This is a genomic window from Aerococcus urinae, from assembly GCF_001543175.1.
GTDB lineage: Bacteria > Bacillota > Bacilli > Lactobacillales > Aerococcaceae > Aerococcus > Aerococcus urinae.
The window spans coordinates 1,051,822-1,073,266 of the sequence record NZ_CP014161.1; the positions used below are offsets into that span (position 1 = coordinate 1,051,822).

At 40.3% G+C, this 21,445-nt stretch carries 17 protein-coding genes and 1 other RNA gene; 3 read left to right on the top strand and 15 right to left on the bottom strand.

Translation table 11 applies throughout. The features are described from left to right. Nucleotides 1-3: 3 nt before the first annotated feature. From brnQ to AWM73_RS04950, 12 genes are all read right to left on the bottom strand, one after another. Nucleotides 4-1,329, bottom strand: a complete 1,326-nt coding sequence (gene brnQ / locus AWM73_RS04895; RefSeq protein ID WP_060778337.1) for a branched-chain amino acid transport system II carrier protein — start codon at nt 1,327-1,329, stop codon at nt 4-6. A gap of 670 nt (nt 1,330-1,999) precedes the next feature. Continuing rightward, complete coding sequence (gene greA, locus AWM73_RS04900; RefSeq protein WP_060778338.1) at nt 2,000-2,479, bottom strand: transcription elongation factor GreA; 480 nt, start codon at nt 2,477-2,479, stop codon at nt 2,000-2,002. 82 nt (nt 2,480-2,561) lie between these two features. Continuing rightward, complete coding sequence (gene mltG / locus AWM73_RS04905; protein WP_076340217.1) at nt 2,562-3,704, bottom strand: endolytic transglycosylase MltG; 1,143 nt, start codon at nt 3,702-3,704, stop codon at nt 2,562-2,564. Nucleotides 3,705-3,936: 232 nt separating this feature from the next. Beyond that, nucleotides 3,937-4,233 (bottom strand): DUF1292 domain-containing protein, encoded by a 297-nt coding sequence (locus AWM73_RS04910; protein WP_049776749.1) that lies wholly within the window; start codon nt 4,231-4,233, stop codon nt 3,937-3,939. Between the two features lies 1 nt (nt 4,234). After that, nucleotides 4,235-4,657 carry a Holliday junction resolvase RuvX gene (gene ruvX, locus AWM73_RS04915; RefSeq protein WP_060778339.1) on the bottom strand — a complete coding sequence of 141 codons (423 nt, stop codon included), beginning with the start codon at nt 4,655-4,657 and terminating at the stop codon, nt 4,235-4,237. Nucleotides 4,658-4,659: 2 nt separating this feature from the next. Then, entirely contained in the window at nt 4,660-4,923 is a 264-nt protein-coding gene (locus tag AWM73_RS04920) for an IreB family regulatory phosphoprotein (RefSeq protein WP_013669229.1), read from the bottom strand. Between the two features lie 62 nt (nt 4,924-4,985). Continuing rightward, complete coding sequence (gene alaS / locus AWM73_RS04925; protein ID WP_060778340.1) at nt 4,986-7,637, bottom strand: alanine--tRNA ligase; 2,652 nt, start codon at nt 7,635-7,637, stop codon at nt 4,986-4,988. Between the two features lie 317 nt (nt 7,638-7,954). Beyond that, nucleotides 7,955-8,773, bottom strand: coding sequence for a formate/nitrite transporter family protein (locus AWM73_RS04930; RefSeq protein WP_060778341.1), 819 nt, complete (start codon nt 8,771-8,773; stop codon nt 7,955-7,957). A 236-nt stretch (nt 8,774-9,009) separates the two neighbouring features. After that, the gene (recD2, locus tag AWM73_RS04935; RefSeq protein WP_060778342.1) at nt 9,010-11,475 is read right to left on the bottom strand and encodes an SF1B family DNA helicase RecD2; all 2,466 of its coding nucleotides are present in this window, start codon (nt 11,473-11,475) and stop codon (nt 9,010-9,012) included. A 278-nt stretch (nt 11,476-11,753) separates the two neighbouring features. Further along, nucleotides 11,754-12,878: a tRNA 2-thiouridine(34) synthase MnmA gene (gene mnmA, locus AWM73_RS04940; RefSeq protein WP_076340218.1), complete on the bottom strand. Its 1,125-nt coding sequence runs from the start codon at nt 12,876-12,878 to the stop codon at nt 11,754-11,756. A 197-nt stretch (nt 12,879-13,075) separates the two neighbouring features. Then, complete coding sequence (locus AWM73_RS04945; RefSeq protein ID WP_060778343.1) at nt 13,076-13,423, bottom strand: DUF1831 domain-containing protein; 348 nt, start codon at nt 13,421-13,423, stop codon at nt 13,076-13,078. Nucleotides 13,424-13,454: 31 nt separating this feature from the next. After that, entirely contained in the window at nt 13,455-14,579 is a 1,125-nt protein-coding gene (locus AWM73_RS04950; protein ID WP_060778344.1) for a cysteine desulfurase family protein, read from the bottom strand. Nucleotides 14,580-14,749: 170 nt separating this feature from the next. On the opposite strand from AWM73_RS04950, the gene AWM73_RS04955 reads away from it, so the two are divergent. The 3 genes from AWM73_RS04955 (at nt 14,750) to AWM73_RS04965 (ending at nt 16,888) form a co-directional block, all read left to right on the top strand. Next, a complete protein-coding gene (locus tag AWM73_RS04955; protein WP_060779070.1) occupies nt 14,750-15,994 on the top strand; it encodes a replication-associated recombination protein A in 1,245 nt (414 codons plus the stop codon). A 95-nt stretch (nt 15,995-16,089) separates the two neighbouring features. Beyond that, nucleotides 16,090-16,272: non-coding RNA, 6S RNA (ssrS, locus tag AWM73_RS04960), on the top strand. 139 nt (nt 16,273-16,411) lie between these two features. Continuing rightward, the gene (locus AWM73_RS04965; RefSeq protein ID WP_060778345.1) at nt 16,412-16,888 is read left to right on the top strand and encodes a universal stress protein; all 477 of its coding nucleotides are present in this window, start codon (nt 16,412-16,414) and stop codon (nt 16,886-16,888) included. A gap of 104 nt (nt 16,889-16,992) precedes the next feature. On the opposite strand, the gene AWM73_RS04970 is transcribed toward AWM73_RS04965, so the two are convergent. From AWM73_RS04970 to glpK, 3 genes are read right to left on the bottom strand one after another with little or no spacing between them, the layout of a single operon-like run. Then, on the bottom strand, nt 16,993-17,700 hold the full coding sequence (locus tag AWM73_RS04970) for an MIP/aquaporin family protein (protein ID WP_060778346.1): 708 nt from the start codon (nt 17,698-17,700) through the stop codon (nt 16,993-16,995). 32 nt (nt 17,701-17,732) lie between these two features. Next, complete coding sequence (gene glpO / locus AWM73_RS04975; RefSeq protein ID WP_060778347.1) at nt 17,733-19,571, bottom strand: type 1 glycerol-3-phosphate oxidase; 1,839 nt, start codon at nt 19,569-19,571, stop codon at nt 17,733-17,735. Nucleotides 19,572-19,595: 24 nt separating this feature from the next. Further along, a complete protein-coding gene (gene glpK / locus AWM73_RS04980) occupies nt 19,596-21,107 on the bottom strand; it encodes a glycerol kinase GlpK (RefSeq protein WP_060778348.1) in 1,512 nt (503 codons plus the stop codon). Nucleotides 21,108-21,445: the final 338 nt, after the last annotated feature.

Consider the following 21,445-nt stretch of genomic DNA (forward strand, 5'->3'; position numbering starts at 1 on the left):
CGCTTATTTTGCATAACCTTTAATGATCTTTCCACGGTAACTGCCATGCTGAATTTTCCACACCAGAGTACCGATACCTGCTCCCAAAAGTGCCATAGACACCCAGCCAAAACCTTGGGGGCCAAAGGGAACTATTCGAACAATATCTTCGAAGATTTTAGGAGCAAAGTCTAATTGAATAAGCGCTTCAACCACCGTATAAATACTGGTTAATAAGACTGCTCCCTTAGTCGTTCCGTCATTAGGAATATATTTTCTAAATAAACCGATTAAAGTAACAATGATTCCTAATGGATAAGCGACTGCAAACAAGGGCTCACTCAATCCAACAATTTTCTCTACCCCGACAGTCCCTTGTACCACACAAAAAATACAAAAAACAAAAACGATAAAGGTATAGGGGTATTTCTGACGAGTAAGCTCTTGGGTAAAGTTTGCTACTGAAGCTAATAATCCCGTAGCAGTCGTTAAGCAAGCTAAGGTTATAGCGATGGAAAGAATGATTTTTCCGGCGCCACCAATAGTTTGCTCAACAATGGCAATTAATAACTGGGTTCTTTCAATATCAGGGCTATAAATCGTTGACGCTGTAGCCCCTAGCCATAACAAACTACCATAAATGAACAATAATAAGGCACTAGCTATGACAGATGCCCAGATAGTCATCCGCATTCCTGCTTGGTGGTTATATTTTTTATGTCTAATTGTCATAATCATGACACTAGAAAAGAGTAAACCAGTGATTAAATCCCCCATTTGATAACCTTCGGTAAAAGCCCAACCGAAGCTATTATCGACCTGAGCAGCCGCCATATTGGGGCTGACTGGGTTAATCATACCAAAAATAATAATTCCAATGACCATTGCAATCAAAGCAGGGGTAAGATAGCGTCCGATCTTATCAACCACGCCCAATTGATCAACAGTGAGGAAATAAACCACAATAAAGAAAACAATTAAAACGACATAGTTAGGTAACCAAGGGAACAAGGAACGAAAACCTACTTCATAAGTCGTTGCACCAGTACGTGGGATTAAAATAAATAAGGCAATTAAATACATAGTAATACAATTAAAGACTTTATAAAACCAGGGAGCAATTGGTTCGGAAACTGCTTTTACCGATCCCCCACCTTTAACAATAGCTACCATCGATAAGACCGGCACTAATATCGCGGTTAAAGCCAAACCAATAACACTGGCAGACCAATTTTCTCCTACAATAATTCCCATATAAGGCGGAAAAACCAAATTACCTGCTCCAAAAAAAGTAGCAAACAAGGTAAAACCTACCACGATCGTATCTACAATAAAGCGCCTATTTTTCATAAAACCAAACCTTTCAGTATAAGTATAGGGCTGATCGTCAACTCATATAAAGCTGTCAAAAGAAGAACGATTAAAAGCATTATTCACCTACTAAAGGCTGATTTAAGGACAAAACTTAACATATCGATTTGCCCAGGTCGCTTTAAAAGTTCCCTATATCTATTAGTATTTTTATTTCATGTGAAATTTATAATACGCTATTTATTGTGAAATAATAAAGATTTGCGCTTTTTATACGCAGATATTATCTATTATAAAGTCTACATCTCAGCGCCCATAAAATCGCTATTCACAAATAAAATATTTCATCTAAAGTTGTTTTTCACATAAATTAATTAGGCTAAATTTCCAATTTACCAATAGGAAAAGCGACTTCTTCTTATAAAGAAGTCGCCTTCAACAACTTATTCTTTTATTATACCATTTTTGCTAAGTAGCGAAATATTTTTATTTAATAATTTTATATACAATAAGGTAAGGATGTGAAAACGCCACTAAAGACTTGGATGATATGGCCAGCTATTTCCTAACTTGTGGACGATTTGAACAGTTATATTTAAAAACAGCCATTTTAAAATATTTCAGATCAGCTCTATGACAGGCTTTATTTCAAATGCGCACAAATTAAAAGAGGCTGAACCTCTCGTCCAGCCTCCTTCGATTAACTTTATTAAGCAGTTTCTACTGCGAGAATTCTAACACTGAAAGCTCCACCAGGAGTTTCAATTTCCACTTCATCGCCAACTTTTTTTCCAATTAAGGCATTGGCTATCGGCGACTCATTTGAAATTTTACCACCAAGGGGATCTGCTTCAGCTTTACCGACAATTTCGTATTCTTCCTCTTCACCATCAGGAAGCTCTTGAAATTTAACCCGTTTACCAATGCTTACCGTATCCTTACCCAAGGCATCAGGGTCAACAATTTCAGCATAACGGATCATATTTTCGATTTTAGCAATTTGACTTTCCAAAATGGATTGTTCATTTTTAGCGGATTCATATTCTGAATTTTCTGATAAGTCCCCAAATGAACGCGCAACCTTGATTCGGCTAATCACTTCAGGGCGCTTATTTAATTTTAAATCTTCTAATTCCGCTTCTAAACGTTCCTTACCTTCTACGGTCATTGGGAAAGTTTGTTCTGACATCTAACATTCTCCTAACACATACGATTAAAATATACAAAATAATACCATATTACTAACTTTTTAGCAATGTAAATATGGCTTTTTATTGTTCTTGAAGCTTGGCATCTTCTGGACTAACGTATTCTTGAACTAATTGATCATGTTCTTCGTAAGTTTTTGAGAAATAGACCTTCCCAGTGCTTAAATCAGCTACGAAATACATATAGTCATTAGGGGTTGGATTTAAAGCTGCTTGAATAGCACTCTCACTTGGATTATTAAAGGGACCAGGTCCTAAACCAGTATTTTGGTAGAGATTATAGGGAGAATCAATCATAGTATCCTCGATAGTCACATAGGTAGAATGCTCATTATGGGCGTAGTTCAGGGTAATATCCGATTGTAGGGGCATATTCTCGGCTAGACGGTTATAAAAGACTCCTGATACCATCTTACGATCTTCGTCAGTGGAAGCTTCTTTCTCAATAATTGAAGCTAGAGTTAAAATTTCATGCCAAGAAAGACTCTGTTGTTTTAAGGCATCACTATACTTTTGTCGGATAGTCTCACTAGCTGCCAGCATTTTATCAACAAAGCTTTCTACGGTATCGGATTGAGTTAATTCATAGGTGGCCGGGAAAAGGTAACCTTCCAAGGGATAGCGTAATTGGTCATTATTCACCACAGCTTTGAGTAATTCGGGATATTTGGCCGCTTCTTCAGCCAATAAGTCCTCTGAGTTAATCCGCTTCAAGGCTTCTTCCTGCGTGATTCCAAAATAATCTGCCATCACTTGAGCAATTTCTTCAACATTCATGCCCTCTTTGACTAAGACCGCTTGGGTAGCCGGACCTTGGGCATGTGAGAGTTGATTCATGACTTCACCAAAGCCAGACGAGGTTTTCAATTGATAGGTTCCTGCCTGAATTGGATCATGATTGGATAGGCGGAGGTAGATCTTAAAGAGATTTTCATTAAAAATGACATCATTTTCGTTAAGAATATGGGCTATTTGACTAGTACTTGCTCCCTGAGGAATGGTCACCTGAGTTTCTTTTTCCTCTCCAAAGCCACCAGTTGCTACTAGGGTTCCCATTAGTAGAGCAAAGACAATACAGATAAGGAGCAAAGTAATAATAATCCAGCGGATAATCCGATTAGCCTGAACATTTTCTTGTTTTTCTAAAGCATTGACCCTAGCCTGGTCTCGCTTTACTCTTTTTTTCTTTTCTTCATCATTAAACATCGTGCTTCCTCATTTCATAATAAAAAGACTCTGCTTTGAACAAAATAAGCTATTATGCATTTTACTGATAAAGATGCTATTTGTAAACTTAGAGCCAAAAATTTAACCAGAATGAAACATTTATCCTATCATCACATAAAAAGAGGCGGTGACCAAAGTCACAGCCCCGTATGTCAACTGCCATTAATAATAAAAGAGAATATGACCTCATATCATATTCTCTTTACCTGGCTTATTGATTTAAGTTTGGGTCTTGAACGAAAGTGTTAAACACTTCCTCTACCATATCCCATTCTTCTTCACTTTCAATTGGCAATAAGCTACCTTCTCCGTCTTCGCCCTCTTCATAGGCATAGGCTTCGATGTTTAATTCTTCACCTTCCTCTTCAGCTGGGTATACTAAGACGTAAGATTTATTCAAATCTTTCGAGTCGAAACTAAAGAGAATTTTATACAAACGCTCATTACCTTCTTCATCATATAAAGTAATTAAATTATCTAAATCTTCAGCCATACAATGCTCCTTCATACTAATGTGAATGACTATCTAAATAGTTCTGTAAAATGAGAACAGCAGCTAACTTATCGATTACCTTTTTACGTTTCTTTCGGCTCACATCTGCCGCCTCAATCAGAAAGCGTTCCGATTGCTGGGTAGTTAAGCGTTCATCCTGATAAAAAACTGGTAAGTCGAATAATTCAATAGCCATATCGCCATAGTGACGCGATGCTTCAGCTCGGGGGCCTTCTGTGTTATTCATATTTTTAGGCAATCCAATAACGATCTTTTCCACTTGATAATCTTCAATTAATTGCCTTAAGCGTGAAAACCCGAATTCCCCTGCCTCTTCGTCAATTTTAATGGTTTCGATTCCTTGGGCAGTCCAGCCAAAAGGGTCACTTATGGCTACGCCAACCGTTTTAGAACCCACATCCAAACCCATAATACGCATGCTTATTCTCGACCACTTTGCTTCATATAGCTTTTAACAAGTTCTTCTAATAACTCATCGCGTTCATGGTAACGAATAAGATTTCTAGCTTGATTGTGACGTGGGATATACGCAGGATCGCCAGATAATAAATATCCTACAATTTGATTGATTGGATTATAGCCCTTGCTTACTAGGGCGTCGTAAACTATTTCAAGTGTCTCTTTTACATCTTTTTCTTTACTTTCATCGAAGCGAAAGAGTACTGTTTCATCTTTTCCACTCATTTAGACACCTCCACATCATTTTGAATCTATTGTAACGAAAAATCTAGCGACTAACAAGCACTTTATTTATTCAGAACTTCCTCTAAAGCCTTAAGCGCATCAGGAATACCGGCTGGGTTCTTACCACCTGCTTGGGCAAGTTCAGGACGACCGCCCCCGCCACCATTAATATATGGAGCAAGTTCCTTAATGATGTCACCAGCTTTTAAGCCTTTTTTAACCTTGTCAGCTGAAACAGCAACTAACATGTTGGCTTTATCTCCGTTAGCTGTAGCGAGAACGAGGACATCTGAATAGTTATTTTGTTTCCATTCATCACTAATTGCCCGCAAATCATCCATGGTTTTATGGTCAAGTTCTTCAGCAATGTAGCGTATCCCGTTGCTTTCTTTAACGGCATCAAATATTTGACTAGCAGCCATTTGGTTAGCCTTAGCATGGAGAGATTCTACTTCAGATTCTAGGCTCTTACGCTCACCTTCCAATTGTTGGAGACGGTGTGGGACATCTTCCGCTTTTTTAACCTTCAAATCATCGCGAACTTGGTTTAAGAGACCTAACTTAGCTTCATAGTATTCATAAGCAGCTTTTGAAGTCAATGCTTCAATCCGACGTACTCCAGACCCGATTCCTGATTCGGAAATAATCTTAAAGAGGCCAATTAATCCGGTATTCTTAACGTGGGTCCCACCACAAAGTTCCATGGACCAGTCATCAATATTAATTACACGAATTTCATCATGTAATTTAAGGTATTTTTCGCCGAAGAGCGCAATAGCCCCATGTTCTTTAACAGCCTTAACCGTGGTAAAGATGGTTTCAACCGGGATTTGTTCCCAAATTTTTTCATTAACTCGTCTTTCAACTTCTTCAAGTTGGTCTGAACTCACTTGTCCAAAATAAGTGAAGTCAAAACGGAGATAATGTTCATCAAGTAAGGACCCCGCTTGGTTAACTTGTTCACCTAAGACATCTTTTAAGACCCGGTGTAACAAGTGAGTAGCGGTGTGATTATTACGGATTAAGCGACGACGAGCGCTGTCCACTTCTAGGCGAACTGCTTGGCCCACACTAATCGGTTGAACGGTGTCAATATAATGTAAGTTTTGGTCATTAGGAGCGTGTTTAGTATCACGAATATAACCTAATAATTCGCCATCTAAATTGTAAAGCTTACCTGAGTCACCAACTTGCCCACCACGTTCACCGTAGAATGGGGTTCTTTCAGCAATGAAATAGGCCTTACTATTAGCTGGTGCTTCCTGGCTAATTTCATCTTGGTAAACAATGGCATTGATCTTACTTTCAGTAACATCTTCTTCATAACCGGTAAAGTGAGAAGGCACATCAATTTCACCAAGCACTGTTGATTGAACTGCTAGGCCACCTTGGTCTTTTCTAGCCGCCCGTGCCCGTTCCTTTTGTTCTTCCATGGCCTGATTAAAGCCATCAATATCAACAGAAAAACCTGTTTCAGCCAGGTATTCCTCAGTTAGTTCTAATGGAAAACCATAAGTATCGTATAATTTGAAGGCTGATTGGCCGTCAAGTGAATTTTTACCAGACTCTTCTAGTTCAGCGATTTTATTTTTAATAATGTTTTCACCATCAGCGATGGTTTCTTGGAAACGTTTTTCCTCACGATCAACAACTTCTTGAATAATGGCTTCTTTTTCTTTTAGTTCTGGATAGTGCTTTTCCATCTTGTCAGCCACAATTGGAACTAATTTAGCCAAGAAGCTTCCTTGGATGCCTAGACGACGGCCGTACATGACACTACGACGGATTAAGCGACGTAAAATGTAACCCCGACCTTCATTGGATGGTAAGGCATTATCCCCCACAGCAAAGCTAACGGCGCGAATATGGTCAGCAATAACCTTCATGGCTGTATCAGTTTCCTTACTTTCGCCATATTTTTTACCGTCAGACAGTTTTTCGACTTCTTTAATCAGTGGGAATAAGAGGTCGGTTTCAAAGTTTGTTGGAGTTTCTTGTAAAACTGAGGCAATCCGTTCCAATCCCATACCGGTATCCACGTTATGTTGTTTTAATTTTTCATAGCTGCCATCAGGCATGTGGTTAAATTCAGAGAAAACAATGTTCCAAATTTCTAAATAGCGTTCATTCTCTCCACCAGGAAACATTTCAGGATCATCATCGTCAAGATCTTGATAAGCTTTCCCCCGGTCAAAGAAAATTTCCGTATCTGGGCCACACGGACCGGCACCTAGATCCCAAAAGTTATCTTCTAAAGAAACAAAGTGATCTTCTGATAAACCAGTCACCTTTTGCCATAATCCATGGGAGACATCGTCATCAGGGTAGTAGGTCATATAGAGTAGCTCAGGATCCAGTCCTAGCCATTTTTCATCAGTTAAGAATTCCCAAGCCCAAGGAATAACTTCTTCCTTAAAGTAATCCCCTACTGACCAGTTACCGAGCATTTCAAAGAAGGTTTGGTGGCGAGCGGTAACTCCAACATTTTCAATATCGTTAGTCCGAATACATTTTTGAGCATTAGCAATTCTTGGATTTTCCGGCACTTCTGACCCATCTAAGTAATGTTTTAGGGCAGCAACCCCAGAGTTCATCCAAAGTAAAGTAGGATCGTTGTCTGGAACTAAGGAAGCACTAGGGTAGATATCATGTCCCTTGCCCTTCCAAAAATCCATCCACATTTGGCGTATCTCTTCACCCGTTAATTTCTTCATAATGTGTTAAAACCTCCTATAAAATAAAAAAGCACCTTGATGTTATTAGATGAGGGCGCCGTAGCACGGTACCACCTCATTTATAACATCAACGTGCGATATTATGTCTTCATTAAATACTGGATAACGCGAGTAGCGGCAAATTTTCATTTGCATTGTCAAAAGGGAGCATTCCTATTGATGAGTGCTTTCACCACAAATACACTCTCTCTATTAGCTGAATAGAAACATGGCCTTTTCAAAAATTTAAGCGAATTTATTATACGCTTTTTAAATTTCATTTGTCAACTAATAATGATTCCTAGCGAATAAGAAAACTAGTCTACATAAGAAGTTTCTTTATCTCCTAACCAAGAATAAACATAACCAATGACAAAGCCACCACCAACAAGGTTACCTAGGAAGGTAAAGACAAAGTTCTTAAGCACATTAGCCAGGGTCATCCCGTCAACAGGGCCTCCATTGGAGAAGAAAGCTAATGGGAAGGAAACAAAGTTAGCAATCACGTGTTCGTAACCTAAGAAGGCAAAAATAAAAATAATAAAGATAATCGCATAAACCCGGCCATCAGCGTTGACCATCCGATTGCTAGCAACCACGGCACTATTAACGATAATATTAGCTAAAATCCCCTCAATAAAAATTGTAAGCGCGGATTTAACAAATTTTCCTGAAACTGCTGTAAATAAATAATGATCAGCAGGTAAATCCTGGAAAATCGTGGTTCTTGAGAAAATATAGGCACAAACAAGACCACCGATAAAATTAAATAAAACACAAACCATTAAAATCGTAAAAGCCTTTTGCCAGCTGATATATTTTTTTCGTGCTCCAACTACCAAAAAGTTCATATTAGCAGTCGCTAATTCACCATTCATATAAATAATAAGTACCAATGACCAGGCAAAAAAGAAGGCAAAAGTAAATTTACCTAAGCCTGGCGCTACTAAGTTTGCTTGTTGGGCGGTCATCATAGCGATTGCTGTCCCAAAAGTTAAGAATAAAGTGGCGTATACACTCCTTAGCGCGTATCTCCAAAAACTTTTATCAAAAAGTTCTGTCTTCTTCTCCACATTATCAAAAGTTAAAGGGCCTAGAATTCCTTTCTCAGGGCGCTTGCCATTAATATAAGCCATTGCCGTCAGTCCTTTCTAAATGAGCTAAATTTCTAGCCTAACTAAATAAATCCAATACTCACATTTTATCGATATTTTAAGAAATAAACAAGATTTTTGCAATATTTGAATAAATTTATTAGTATTTATAAACTCAGGTCCAGCAAATTTAGCCTCTATCTGCTTTAACTAGGCTTTTTTGAGTACTTTTTGCACCTGGTCAGTAATGAAGAAAAATAAACGGCTGATTTCATTGCTTAAAAATCATAAGGACTGATGCCATCCATACCAATTAAAGGATCAATCTGACCACTTTCAAGTAAGGCAGAGGTTAACCAATCGACTTTTACATCAATTTCTGAGTTACCCAGCTTATCTTGCTGGTCTTCTGACTCGTCTTCTTGGGTCAGAGTGCTTTGATCCTGACTAAGGCTCTCTTCACTTGAAGGCGAGGATAGTTTAGGCAGTAATTCATCTTCTTCAAGTAAGGCGCGATAAAGATTAGTATGTCGTTGACTGGCCTGGGTTTGAATAGCAGATTGAAAGGCTTGGACTTCCCCACAGAGAATTAAGGATTGCTTAGCTCTGGTGATCGCTGTATAGAGCAAATTGCGTTGCAGCATGCGTTGGTATTGGCTGATTAAGGGGAGGATAACGATAGGAAATTCGCTTCCCTGTGATTTATGAATTGAGACGCAATACGCCAGGGTTAATTGGTTAAAATCTTGCCGACTATAGGTGACCTCATTGCCGTCGAAATCAACCACTATTTCATCACTTTGGCTGGTCGTTTCCTTGGCATAAAATATCGCTACGATTTCTCCCATATCCCCATTAAAGACATTCATTTCAGCATGATTTTGCAGCTGCAAAACCTTATCGCCTAAGCGGAAGAGACGGTTAAAGTGGCTAAGTTGGCGTTTATTCCCATCACTATTTGGATTTAAACTTTCCTGCAGTTTCTGGTTAATCTGATCGATTCCAGCCTGACCCTTATACATGGGGGCCAAAACTTGAATATCTTTAACATCATAGTCTTTTTCGAGGGCACGTTTGGCAACCGCTGCGATAAAATCAGCTAAGTGGAAATAATCCACCCGAAAAAATGACCGGTCAGCCTTATTTTGGGTAAGATCGGCAGGCATTTCCCCATTTTTAATATCATGAGCCAATAAGGTGATAGTTGAATTAGCATTTTGACGAAATATTTCGTCGAGCTCACGCCAAGCGATTGTTTGACTTCTCAAGAGATCAGACAGTACTTGTCCCGGACCAACTGAGGGCAGTTGATCTTTATCCCCCACCAGTATAATTTGCATATCATCAGGAACCGCTTCTAATAACTGAAAGAATAACCAGGTATCTACCATGGACATTTCATCAATGATCAGTAAGTCCCCTTCAATAGTCTCTTTATCCGAAGTTATGATGCTATTTTCATCTTCTTCACCGGTGAGCCCAATTAAACGGTGGATAGTGGTTGCTACTAGGCCAGTAGTCTCACTCATCCGCTTGGCAGCGCGTCCGGTTGGGGCTGCCAAACGAATAGGGAAGTCACCCGGGTCATAATCCCCTAGGCGGATATTATTTAACCGGCAATAAATATCAATGATTCCTTCTAAAACCGTGGTTTTTCCCGTACCCGGTCCCCCGGTAAGAATAAATAATTTCTCTTCTAGGGCTTCGGTAATTGCCTTCCTTTGAGCTGGTCCGTATTGAATACCTAATTTTGCTTCGCTTTCCTCTATTTCATTAGCCAAATTATCATTCTCATATTTAGGCTGAGTTCGTTCATTCTTGATACGTTTTAAACGTTTAACAATCCCCTTCTCTGCATAATAGAGACTAGGAAGAAAATAACCCTCTTCAGTCGCAATCACTTCATTAGTATCTACCAAGTCGCTCAAGCTATCAGCCACTTGCTGGATGTCAACCATTTGTAGATTCATTTGGCTTTTATTTAATAGATTGAGAACCTGGTGAAATAGTTCTTCCTTCTTAACATAAGTATCCCCATTGCTATAACAAATTGTTTCTAATGAAAAAGTAATCGCCCCTTGGATGCGTAAAGGCGAGTCATAGGCAAAGTCTAAACGTTGGGCCAGTAAATCAGCCTTTTGAAAACCAAAACCCTGAATATTTTTAACCAGTGAATAGGGATTTTCTTTAATCAATTCAACCGCTTCATCTTGGTATTTAGCATAGATCTTCCCTGCTAAATGGTTGGAAAAACCCATCTCCGATAATTGAATGAAGGTATCCTCATTGCCACGATTAGCCTTTACTTTCTCATGTAGCATTTGCTGTTTATTTTTCGTCAGGCCCTTAACTTCTTTCAAACGTTCGGGTTGATTGACGATTAAGTCAATAGTCTTCTCACCTAAGGTATTGACCACACGTTCAGCCAGTATTTTCCCAATTCCAGGAAAATCATCACTGGATAAATATTTGATTAATCCATCTTTACTGGTAATTTTTATTCCTTCATAATGGGAGACTTTGAATTGTACTCCGTACTTAGGGTGGTCAACCAAGTTACCAAAGAATTGATAAGTGGTTCCGTCCTGTATAGTCCCAAAATTTCCCGTCACCACAATATTTTTTTCGGAGTAAAGGGTGTTGGTATCATCAACCGTAATCCGCATCACCCGATAATAATTATCTGGATTAGAAAAAAAGGTAGCCTCAACTTCGCCGATGAAATAATCTTCCGTTACTGTCATCCCCTTATCCCTCCTAGTCATAATCTTTGGCTATTATATCACAGAATTTCAGTGGATTTATCCTCCCCCAGTCTGCCTTCTGCTCGCCTTTCTTCTATTAAAAAACTAACTATACCATTTTCGTTCTTTCACACCCTTAATAAAGAAAAAAGCTGTATCTTAGCTTCTAGCCTCCAAGTTAGATAAGGTCTTCCTGGATAAGCCAAAAACTAGTTACAGCTGTATCTTGAAATCATCCTAATTTATAGCCTGCTTTTAGAAATGATTCATCTATTTTATTATTGGTATTGTAACTTTTTATCATCCTTATAGGCAGCGTCAATGGTTGCTCCACCTAAACAAACTTCATCTTGGTAGAAGACTACCGACTGTCCTGGTGTAATCGCCCGAACTGGCTCCTCAAAGTCTACCCTTAACTGGTCATCAGACAAGAAGCTGACTTTCACTGGGATATCTTTTTGTCGGTAGCGAAACTTAGCAGTGCAGGTAAAGTCTTCACGTGGAAAATGGTCACTGGTAAAGGAAACTTCACTGGCTAATAAGTAGTCAGCATAGAGCAAGGGATGATGGTAGCCTTGGCCAACATAGAGTTCATTTTTAGCCTGGTTCTTTCCGATAACAAACCAAGGTTCATTATTACCTACCTTGGTTCCACCGATTCCCAAGCCCTTCCGCTGACCGATGGTATAATACATCAATCCATGGTGCTCAGCCATTACTTGGCCGTCTAAGGTTTTCATTAAACCTGGTTTAGCTGGTAAATAATTGGAAAGAAAGGCATTAAAGTCGCGCTCACCAATAAAGCAAACCCCGGTTGAGTCCTTTTTATGGGCCGTCTTTAGATTATGGTCTTCAGCAATTTGTCGCACTTCCGACTTCTCTAATTCGCCGATGGGAAATAGCGCGTGTTGCAATTGTTCTTGTGACAGTTGGTTTAAGAAGTAGGTTTGATCCTTATTACTATCAACCCCACGAAGCAACTCCACTTCGCCTTGATCATTTGTTCTCACCCGAGCGTAGTGGCCCATAGCCACGTAATCTGCTCCTAAGTCCAAAGCATAATCGAGGAAGGCCTTGAATTTAATCTCTTTATTGCACATGACGTCTGGATTAGGGGTACGGTCATGACGATATTCATCGAGGAAGTATTCGAAGACACGGTCCCAGTATTCTTTTTCAAAGTTGACTGAATAATAAGGAATACCTATCTGACTAGCTACAGCTTGTACATCCCGGTAATCTTCGGTTGCTGTACAAACACCATTTTCATCAGTGTCAGCCCAATTCTTCATAAAAATACCAATGACATCATATCCCTGTTCTTTCAGCAAAAGCGCGGAAACACTGGAATCGACTCCCCCACTCATGCCTAAAACAACTTTTTTATTTTTCTTATCATTCACAACATCACCATCTTTCTTAAACAAAATTTACGATTGAAGGTCGCACGTTTTGTTGTGTTGATAATCTTGGATAGGCCTCAAATGCCTTATCCAGGTAGTAATCATACCAATTTACATAAAAAACTCAAGTCATTTGATTGAATTTTTATTAAATCTTCAAATGTCCTTGAGTTTTGAGAATGATTATATGTCCAATTTTAGTCTTCACTGATTGCTAAGACTTGCTTGTCAACTAAGTCAGCTAAAATTTCCTCTAAGCGTTTGGCTAAATCTGCCATATCGGAATTTTGGTAAACATTCACCGCCTTCAGCCCCGTCTTATTAGTGACGTTCATTTGCAATTTATCCACTGATTTATCAATTTGAACTTTTAATAAGAGATAGTGACTGGCTTGAAATTCTGGACGAATAGGAATTTCAATTTGATAATTACCTGCCTTAGTGGAAGTAAATCCATAGTCCCGCAAAGTATATGCCTTGCAGTTAGGATGAACTTGATAGATTTTTTGACTCCCTTTTAATTGTTCTTTTTCTTTAAAAGCCATTTCATTCCTCCTTAATTTGTTTACACTATAACTAAGCAATGCTTAACAAAATATTTAAGAATTCATCGATTTCTTCAATTGTGGTCAACTGACCAAATGATATGCGAATACTTTGGCTGATTCGGGGGCTTTCTTCACCAAACATCGACACTAAAATCCGACTCGGTTCTAGCGATCCAGCTGAGCAGGCTGACCCAGCCGATACGTAAACGTCTTTTAAATCTAATTTAATCAGGACCTGATCACTAGGATGATTAGGCCAGTAGACATTTAAAATATGGGCAAGTTCAGCTTCCTTAGGACCATTGATTTCGAAATCTAGGCCCCGTTCTTTGGCTTCTTTAAGAAAATATTTCCTTAACTCAAGCAATTTTTGATGATGGTCATCCCTAGCCTGGTAGGCTATTTCAATGGCCTTACCCATGGCCACAATCCCAGGAACATTTTCAGTACCGGCCCGATGACCATGTTCTTGGCCTCCCCCTCTTAAGTAAGGAGTAAAATCACTCACTGCATTACGGTAATAGAGGAAGCCAACCCCCTTGGGGCCATGGAATTTATGGGCCGAAACACATAAGCCATCGATATGCATGGCTTCAACATCAATAGGGACGTTGAGATAGGCTTGTACCACATCCGTATAGAAGAATAAGTGGTGGTCTTGGCAAATATCTCCAATGGCTTGGATATCTTGGACGGAGCCAACTTCGTTATTCCCTGCGATAATTGAAACCATGATGGTATCATCTTTAATGGCATCCTTTAAGGCTTCAATTGAGATATGACCATATTCATCGAAGGGCAGAAAAGTCACTTCAAAGCCCTGTTTTTCCAGATATTTTGCCGTCTTATAACTTGAAGGGTGCTCAGCTTCGGTGGTAATAATATGACGGCCTTGCTTTGCTAAACGTTTTGCGGTTTGTATAAGGGCACTATTAGTCGATTCTGTTGCCCCGCTGGTAAAAATAATATCGTCGGCCTGAGCATTAATTGTCTCCGCTATATTCTCTCTTACTCGAGTCAATTGTTCATGTGATTGGCGACCAATCCGGTAGGTACTTGATGCATTGCCATAATTTTCACGCATGGCTTGGTCCATAGCCTCAATGACTGCTTGGGTCATCGGTGTCGTTGCTGCATAATCAAGATAGATCATTTGTTCGCTTACCCCCTTATTTTTTACTATTGTATCACTATCTGGTCCTAGACAACAGGGGAAAAGCCAAAAGCGCTCTTTTTAGAAACGGATGTGTTATACTGATTGACGTTATCAAGCACTTAGAAAGGAGTTTCAGTGTGAATAAACAAGCCCCCCTAGCCTACAGAATGCGGCCTAAGGCCCTAGAAGAAGTTGTTGGTCAAGAACACCTAGTTGGACCCGGTAAAATCATCTGGCGGATGGTTAAAGCGAAACAGTTAAGGTCAATGATTTTATATGGGCCTCCTGGTATTGGTAAAACATCCATAGCTAGCGCTATTGCTGGTTCCACTAAGTTAAGTTTTCGGCAATTGAATGCGGCGACAGATAATAAAAAGGCCCTCCAAGAAGTCGTGGCTGAAGCAAAGTTTTCCGGCGGTCTTATTTTATTATTAGATGAAATTCACCGCCTGGATAAAACTAAACAAGACTTTCTCCTTCCTCATTTGGAAAGCGGCCTACTGATTCTAATCGGGGCGACCACTGAAAACCCCTATATCAATATCAACCCTGCCATCCGGTCACGGACACAAATTTTTGAGCTCTACCCCTTAGAAGCTGACCATATCAAAACAGCCATTGACCGTGCTCTCGAAGATGAGGAACGTGGACTGGGCAAATATCCTATTCGATTAAGTGATGAAGCTAAGGACTACTTAGCCAATTATTCCAACGGGGATTTGCGCTCTGCACTCAATGCATTAGAACTAGCGGCTTTATCAACTGAGGAGAATGCTGAAGGCCAAATCCTGATCGACTTACGCGTAGCAGAGGAATGTTTACAAAAGAAAGCCTTTGACCATGATGAAGATGGAGACATGCACTATGATGTGGTGTCTGCCTTTCAGAAAAGTATTCGTGGCAGTGATGTTAACGCTGCTCTCCATTATGCTGCCCGTTTAATTGAAGCTGGAGATTTGAACAGCCTCTGCCGGCGGTTAATAGTATGCGCTTATGAGGATATTGGTTTGGCTAACCCCGAAGCCTGTCAACGGGCTGTCATTGCCTGCCAAGCTGCCCAGAAAATTGGACTGCCGGAAGCCAGGATTCCTTTGGCTCACGCCATTATAGATCTTTCTCTATCCCCTAAATCCAATTCAGCCATTCAAGCCATTGATCAAGCCTTAGCAGATATTCGTTCAGGAAAAGCTGGCGTCATCCCCAAACACCTTCGTGATGCCCACTACAGCGGGGCAAAAGATTTGGGAAGAGGAACTGCCTACAAGTTCCCCCACGATTATCCCAACCATTGGGTCGCTCAAGATTACTTACCAGAAACCTTGTTGGATAGACAATACTACCAGGCCTGCCAAACAGGCAAATACGAGCAAGCCTTAGAGCAAATGCGGCAAATGCGAAAAAGGCAAAAATAATTTTTATCAAGCAATAAATCCCGCTTAAGATGATGTCGCTTCAAGCTTTCCTGCTTGCCAAAAAGCCTTAGACATGCTAAATTAATAGTAATGTAAGTTCTCTAAGATATGCGTGCATCTTTTAAATGTGCTGACCGAACAACTACTATCTAGGGATCTGCGAGCTCCAATGGATGTTACGCCTCTTTTACGTGGACAACTGAAGTTGGATACCGGAACCCACCTGCTATATCGCGGGTTCAGACAGATAGAATTTCCACGGTATCATTGGAGGCTTACATAAAAATAATCGAATTATTTTTTAGCCTAGGTGTGAAAGCCTAGGTTTTTTCAATAGGAATATTATTTAAAGTTAATTTTTTTATCCGCTTTCATGCTATAATAGCTATAGAGAGAAAAAGAAAGTGAGGGATCCTTATGTATAAGAATTACGAACATATATTGACACCTGTGGATGGTTCTGATGAAGCTGAATTAGCCTTCAAAAAAGCGGTAGAAGTTGCCTTACGTAATGACGCTGAATTAATCATTACGCATATCGTTGATACACGCTCGATTCAAACAACTACTGGTTACGAAGGCACCCTATCCGATGAATTAGTCAAACAAGCTAAAGAATTACTTAACGACTACAAGAAGTATGCATCGGAAAAAGGCGTAAAAGAAATCCAAACCGTCATTGATTATGGTTCACCAAAAGTTCAAATTGCTAAAGAACTTTCCAAAGAATATCATGCTGATTTAATCATGATTGGTGCAACTGGGCTTAATGCCGTGGAACGTCTCTTCATTGGTTCGGTTTCAGAATACGTTATCCGTAACGCCAACTGTGATGTCTTAGTGGTTAGAACTGATTTGGACAATGTTAAACATGAAAAAGGCAGAAAAGCATAAAAACTAAGACTAGCAGTCATTAAAAGGCCTCACTTCAAGGAGTGAGGCCTTTTTAACGACTTATGAAATTTTTTCTTATAAATGTTATCACTTATTAGTAATCTTTAGGGTATCCATTGAAAGACAATGGCAGCTATTACACTACCAATAATTGGTCCGACAACGGGTATCCAAGCATATGACCAATCCGAATCTCCCTTATGGGGAATTGGTAACATTGCGTGAGCAATTCGAGGTCCTAAATCACGGGCTGGATTAATGGCATAACCCGTCGGTCCTCCTAAGGAAGCTCCGATGCTGACAATCAATCCCCCCACTAAGGCAGTAGACAAACCAGGAGCCAGGTCATTTTGAGCAAAGGACATAATTCCAAAAGTTAAAATAAAAGTTCCAATTGCTTCAGTGATTAAATTGTTAGCTGGTGAATAAATCTCTGGAGCAGTGGCAAAACTTCCTAATATCATGGCAGGATCTTCTGTTACATTAAAATGATCCCGATAATGAAGCCATAAAATCACTGCCCCTAAGAAAGCACCTAGCATTTGCCCAATAATATAGGCGGGCACTGAGGGCCATGGTGTCGAACCTTCAATCGCAAAGGCAATGGTCACTGCTGGATTCAGATGGGCCGGGCTTAAATAACCTGAAGCATAGGCAGCCACCATAACCGCTAAGCCCCAGCCAATCGTTATAGTTAACCAGCCGGCATTATGTCCCTTGGTTCGTGCTAAATTAACATTAGCGCAAACCCCATCCCCTAAAAGGACCAGAATGAGTGTTCCTAAGAACTCACCGATTACTTCTGTCGCCATCCTACTTCCTCCTCTATCAAATAGTTGTCTTATTATCCATTAGCCTTCTTTTTTAAGTCAACGAGGTCATTCTTGGCTAGTACTTCTTCTAATTCCTTTTGATAAGCTTGACGACTTTGATCATCCCAGTCAAAGTAGTCACTCATGGTTTGAACAACTGGTTCAAGTAAGTGGTCTAAGCGATCACGCATGAAGAGCATGTAGTTGGTCCGACGTAAAAAGTAATCAACGGGGGTAAGAACCATTTCCTCTTCTAGGGCATAGTAGAGCATGATGGTTTCAGCTAAAGACAAGCCTTCAATCTCTGGTACTTGATCAATTAAGGCATATACCTTAGGCACATTAGATCCGTAAAAGGCTGCTAAATAATAAGCTTCTTCCTTAGATAAACCTCTTTTTACCCCCATTTGAGCATAAGAGGAGAACTCGCCTTCGATATTAGCCGGATTAATTTCCCCACCAGAAACAGGGTAGGTTTTTGAATTAATTAGACGGAAGGATTTATCGTATTCCTCTTTGAGGAGCTTAATAATTTTTTCCATAGCCCCAGCAGCCATCTTCCGGTAGTCGGTAATTTTTCCACCGGCCAAGGTAATTAGTCCGTTATCATCACGTTCTAGACTAGACCCCCGTGATACTTGAGAAGGGTCTAGGGTTTCTTCTGATAGGGAACCTTCCAAGTTAGCAACAGTACGTTCCACTTGGTCTCGTGTTTTTTCTTCATTTAAGTAACCCTTAACCACAGCAATTAAATCCTCAAAGCTTTGGTCATTAATTTTACCTGAGTCTCCACCATTATAGTCAGAAGCACTGTTGCCAGCAATTAGGGGTCTTAAACCGGCCCAGGATGACTCAATATCATCGATACTTATCTTAGCCTCAGGGAAGCGGTTGTTGACAGCACCTATGAGATAGTTAACATCATCTTCTTCTACTTGAGGATGTTTGTAATCGCCTGTATAGTCGGTATCAGTCGTCCCAAAATAGGTCTTGTCTTCCCGCGGGATGACAAAGATCATCCGTCCGTCATCATAACCCGAATCAAAGTAAACGGGCTGACTGACTTTTAGGCGGCTGGCATCGATAACCAGGTGAATCCCTTTAGTAGGGCGCATCATTTCGATGCGGTTGTCTTCTTCATCGAGATTACGGGTTTCATCACTCCATGGTCCGGTCGTATTAATGACATAGCGAGCGTGGATTTCGAAGCTTTCATTAGTCAAGTGATCCAGTGCCTTTACGCCATTGATCTTGCCCTCTTGGTCGTAAAGATAGCCGATCGCTTCTACTCGACTAGCAACTAGGGCACCATCTTGGTGGGCTCTTTTAATATTTTCAATTACTAAACGGATATCGCTATTGTTAAAGTCTAGATATTGGCCTCCACCTTGTAAGCCTTCTTCTTTTAAACCTGGCACATGTTGGAGAACTTCTTCTTTGGATAGAACGGTATTGGCATAGCTAGAATCGCTCACCCCAGCTAAGGAATCATAGAGGTCCATAGCTACTTTCAAGCGAAACATGGTAAAAGTAGCGCCCTCTTCATCGTAGATGGGAATAACCATGGGGTCAGGTTTAGGAATGTGAGGGGCAATTTGTTGAACGACTGCCCGTTCACTAACCGTATCGGCAACCACTTCCACATCAAAGTTTTTTAAATAGCGGATACCACCGTGGACTAGCTTGGTGGACCGACTACTGGTGCCTTCCGCAAAATCTTGCATTTCAATTAAACCGGTTTCTAACCCACTCGCTGCTGCTTGCAAGGCAACCCCTGCTCCGGTAATTCCGCCGCCAATGACCAATAAGTCTAGGGTACGTTCTTGTAATTTGGTCAGAGCTTGTTGTCTATTTTTAACAGAAAATGTCATCTGATAATACCTCCATCATAAGCTTTAGTCTCTTTCTTCTTCATCTGCTGTAAAGACGCGGGTGGCTTTCACTGCCTGTTTCCAACCACGATAAAGTTGTTCTTTATGGGCATTATTCATTGAAGGGGTAAAGTTTTGTCCAGTACTTTGTAAGCTCTTCAATTCATCAGTATCTTTCCAAAAGTCTACTGCTAAGCCAGCTAAATATGCAGCACCTAAGGCAGTAGTTTCTAGGTTTTTGGCCCGAGCAATTTCAATACCTAGAATATCCGCTTGGAATTGCATGAGATAATCGTTCATAGCAGCTCCGCCATCGACCTTTAATAGGTTAATATCAATACCTGTATCTAGTTCCATGGTATCGATAATATCCCGAGTCTGATAGGCTAAAGACTGCAAAGTCGCCTTAACAAAGTCATTGCGGTTCGTTCCCCGAGTGAGACCAAATACGGCTCCCCGTGCCCTGGAATCCCAGTGAGGTGCTCCGAGGCCAGTAAAAGCGGGTACCACATAAACCTCATCATCATCTTTAGATTGTTTAGCCAGGTCTTCTGACTGAGGGGAGTCCTCAATCAAACCCATTTGGTCTCTGAGCCATTGAATCGCTGAGCCAGCCACAAAAATCGACCCTTCTAGGGCATAAGTGACTTCTCCATTCATTCCGTAGGCGATAGTGGTCAACAGATTGTTCTCTGAGACTTGAAAATCAGACCCCATATTCATAATGATAAAGGCACCCGTTCCGTAGGTATTTTTCACCATACCTGGCTCTAAAGCAAGTTGTCCAAATAAGGCAGCTTGTTGGTCCCCCGCCATTCCAGCAATCGGAACCTCCGCACCATAAAAGTGGAAAGGAATCGTTTTGCCGTAAACTTCTGAATTGGATTTGACTTCAGGCAGGAGTTCACGCGGGATATTTAATAAGTCTAAGATTTCCTGGTCCCATTCTAAATCCTTCACGTTGAACAACATCGTCCGACTAGCGTTGGAATAATCCGTCACATGGACAGCACCGTCGGTTAACTTCCAGACGATCCATGTATCAATGGTTCCAAAGAGTAATTCTCCATTTTCTGCTCGCTCTTGAGCGCCATCGACTTGGTCTAAGATCCAACGAATTTTAGTCGCTGAAAAATAGGGGTCAACCACCAAACCTGTTTTCTCTTGAATCATGTCTTTATGGCCATCAGCGATGAGTTGGTCAGCTATACTGCTAGTTTGACGCGATTGCCAGACAATGGCGTTATAAATAGGACGCCCAGTTTCCTTGTCCCAAATTACCGTCGTTTCCCGTTGATTGGTTATCCCAATCCCTTTGATTTGTCGCGGTTTAATTCCCGTCTCAATAAATGCTCCGGCAATGACTGACTGGACAGAGTTCCAAATTTGGTTGGCATTGTGTTCCACCCAACCAGGCTTAGGAAAGATTTGGTCAAATTCCTTTTGATAGGATCCGACACTTTCCCCTTGGTGATTATAAATCACAGCTCGTGTACTTGTTGTCCCCTGGTCTATTGCTAAAATGTATTCTTCCATTTCACAGCCTCCTTTTAGCTGAAAACACCAACTAGGGTCATTATAGTGAAAGCGATTACATTTTGTACAGTAAATTGTTTTTATCTCCGAGTTTTTCTTATAAAAGCTTTATAAAGTCAAGTTTTAAAAACAATAATGTTTTTTTGTTCAGGCAATAATAAAAAAGCAAGCAGCCTTAGCTATGAACTGCTCCCTGTCAAGTAGACAGATAAATAAATAAATTTTTTACCATGTGTGATCTTTGTCATGCATGGTTTTTATTTTAGATTTTAAAGTATTATTTATCAGTGAATAGGATGTTTCATAAAACTTAATCCGAAAGATAGTTTAGCGGTCAG

Excerpts from the sequence above, each read along its gene's own strand:
- brnQ (WP_060778337.1), bottom strand. The coding sequence starts at position 1,329 with ATGAAAAATAGGCGCTTTATTGTAGATACGATCGTGGTAGGTTTTACC.
- greA (WP_060778338.1), bottom strand. The coding sequence starts at position 2,479 with ATGTCAGAACAAACTTTCCCAATGACCGTAGAAGGTAAGGAACGTTTA.
- mltG (WP_076340217.1), bottom strand. The coding sequence starts at position 3,704 with ATGTTTAATGATGAAGAAAAGAAAAAAAGAGTAAAGCGAGACCAGGCT.
- AWM73_RS04910 (WP_049776749.1), bottom strand. The coding sequence starts at position 4,233 with ATGAAGGAGCATTGTATGGCTGAAGATTTAGATAATTTAATTACTTTA.
- ruvX (WP_060778339.1), bottom strand. The coding sequence starts at position 4,657 with ATGCGTATTATGGGTTTGGATGTGGGTTCTAAAACGGTTGGCGTAGCC.
- AWM73_RS04920 (WP_013669229.1), bottom strand. The coding sequence starts at position 4,923 with ATGAGTGGAAAAGATGAAACAGTACTCTTTCGCTTCGATGAAAGTAAA.
- alaS (WP_060778340.1), bottom strand. The coding sequence starts at position 7,637 with ATGAAGAAATTAACGGGTGAAGAGATACGCCAAATGTGGATGGATTTT.
- AWM73_RS04930 (WP_060778341.1), bottom strand. The coding sequence starts at position 8,773 with ATGGCTTATATTAATGGCAAGCGCCCTGAGAAAGGAATTCTAGGCCCT.
- recD2 (WP_060778342.1), bottom strand. The coding sequence starts at position 11,475 with ATGACAGTAACGGAAGATTATTTCATCGGCGAAGTTGAGGCTACCTTT.
- AWM73_RS04945 (WP_060778343.1), bottom strand. The coding sequence starts at position 13,423 with ATGGCTTTTAAAGAAAAAGAACAATTAAAAGGGAGTCAAAAAATCTAT.
- AWM73_RS04950 (WP_060778344.1), bottom strand. The coding sequence starts at position 14,579 with ATGATCTATCTTGATTATGCAGCAACGACACCGATGACCCAAGCAGTC.
- AWM73_RS04955 (WP_060779070.1), top strand. The coding sequence starts at position 14,750 with ATGCGGCCTAAGGCCCTAGAAGAAGTTGTTGGTCAAGAACACCTAGTT.
- AWM73_RS04965 (WP_060778345.1), top strand. The coding sequence starts at position 16,412 with ATGTATAAGAATTACGAACATATATTGACACCTGTGGATGGTTCTGAT.
- AWM73_RS04970 (WP_060778346.1), bottom strand. The coding sequence starts at position 17,700 with ATGGCGACAGAAGTAATCGGTGAGTTCTTAGGAACACTCATTCTGGTC.
- glpO (WP_060778347.1), bottom strand. The coding sequence starts at position 19,571 with ATGACATTTTCTGTTAAAAATAGACAACAAGCTCTGACCAAATTACAA.
- glpK (WP_060778348.1), bottom strand. The coding sequence starts at position 21,107 with ATGGAAGAATACATTTTAGCAATAGACCAGGGGACAACAAGTACACGA.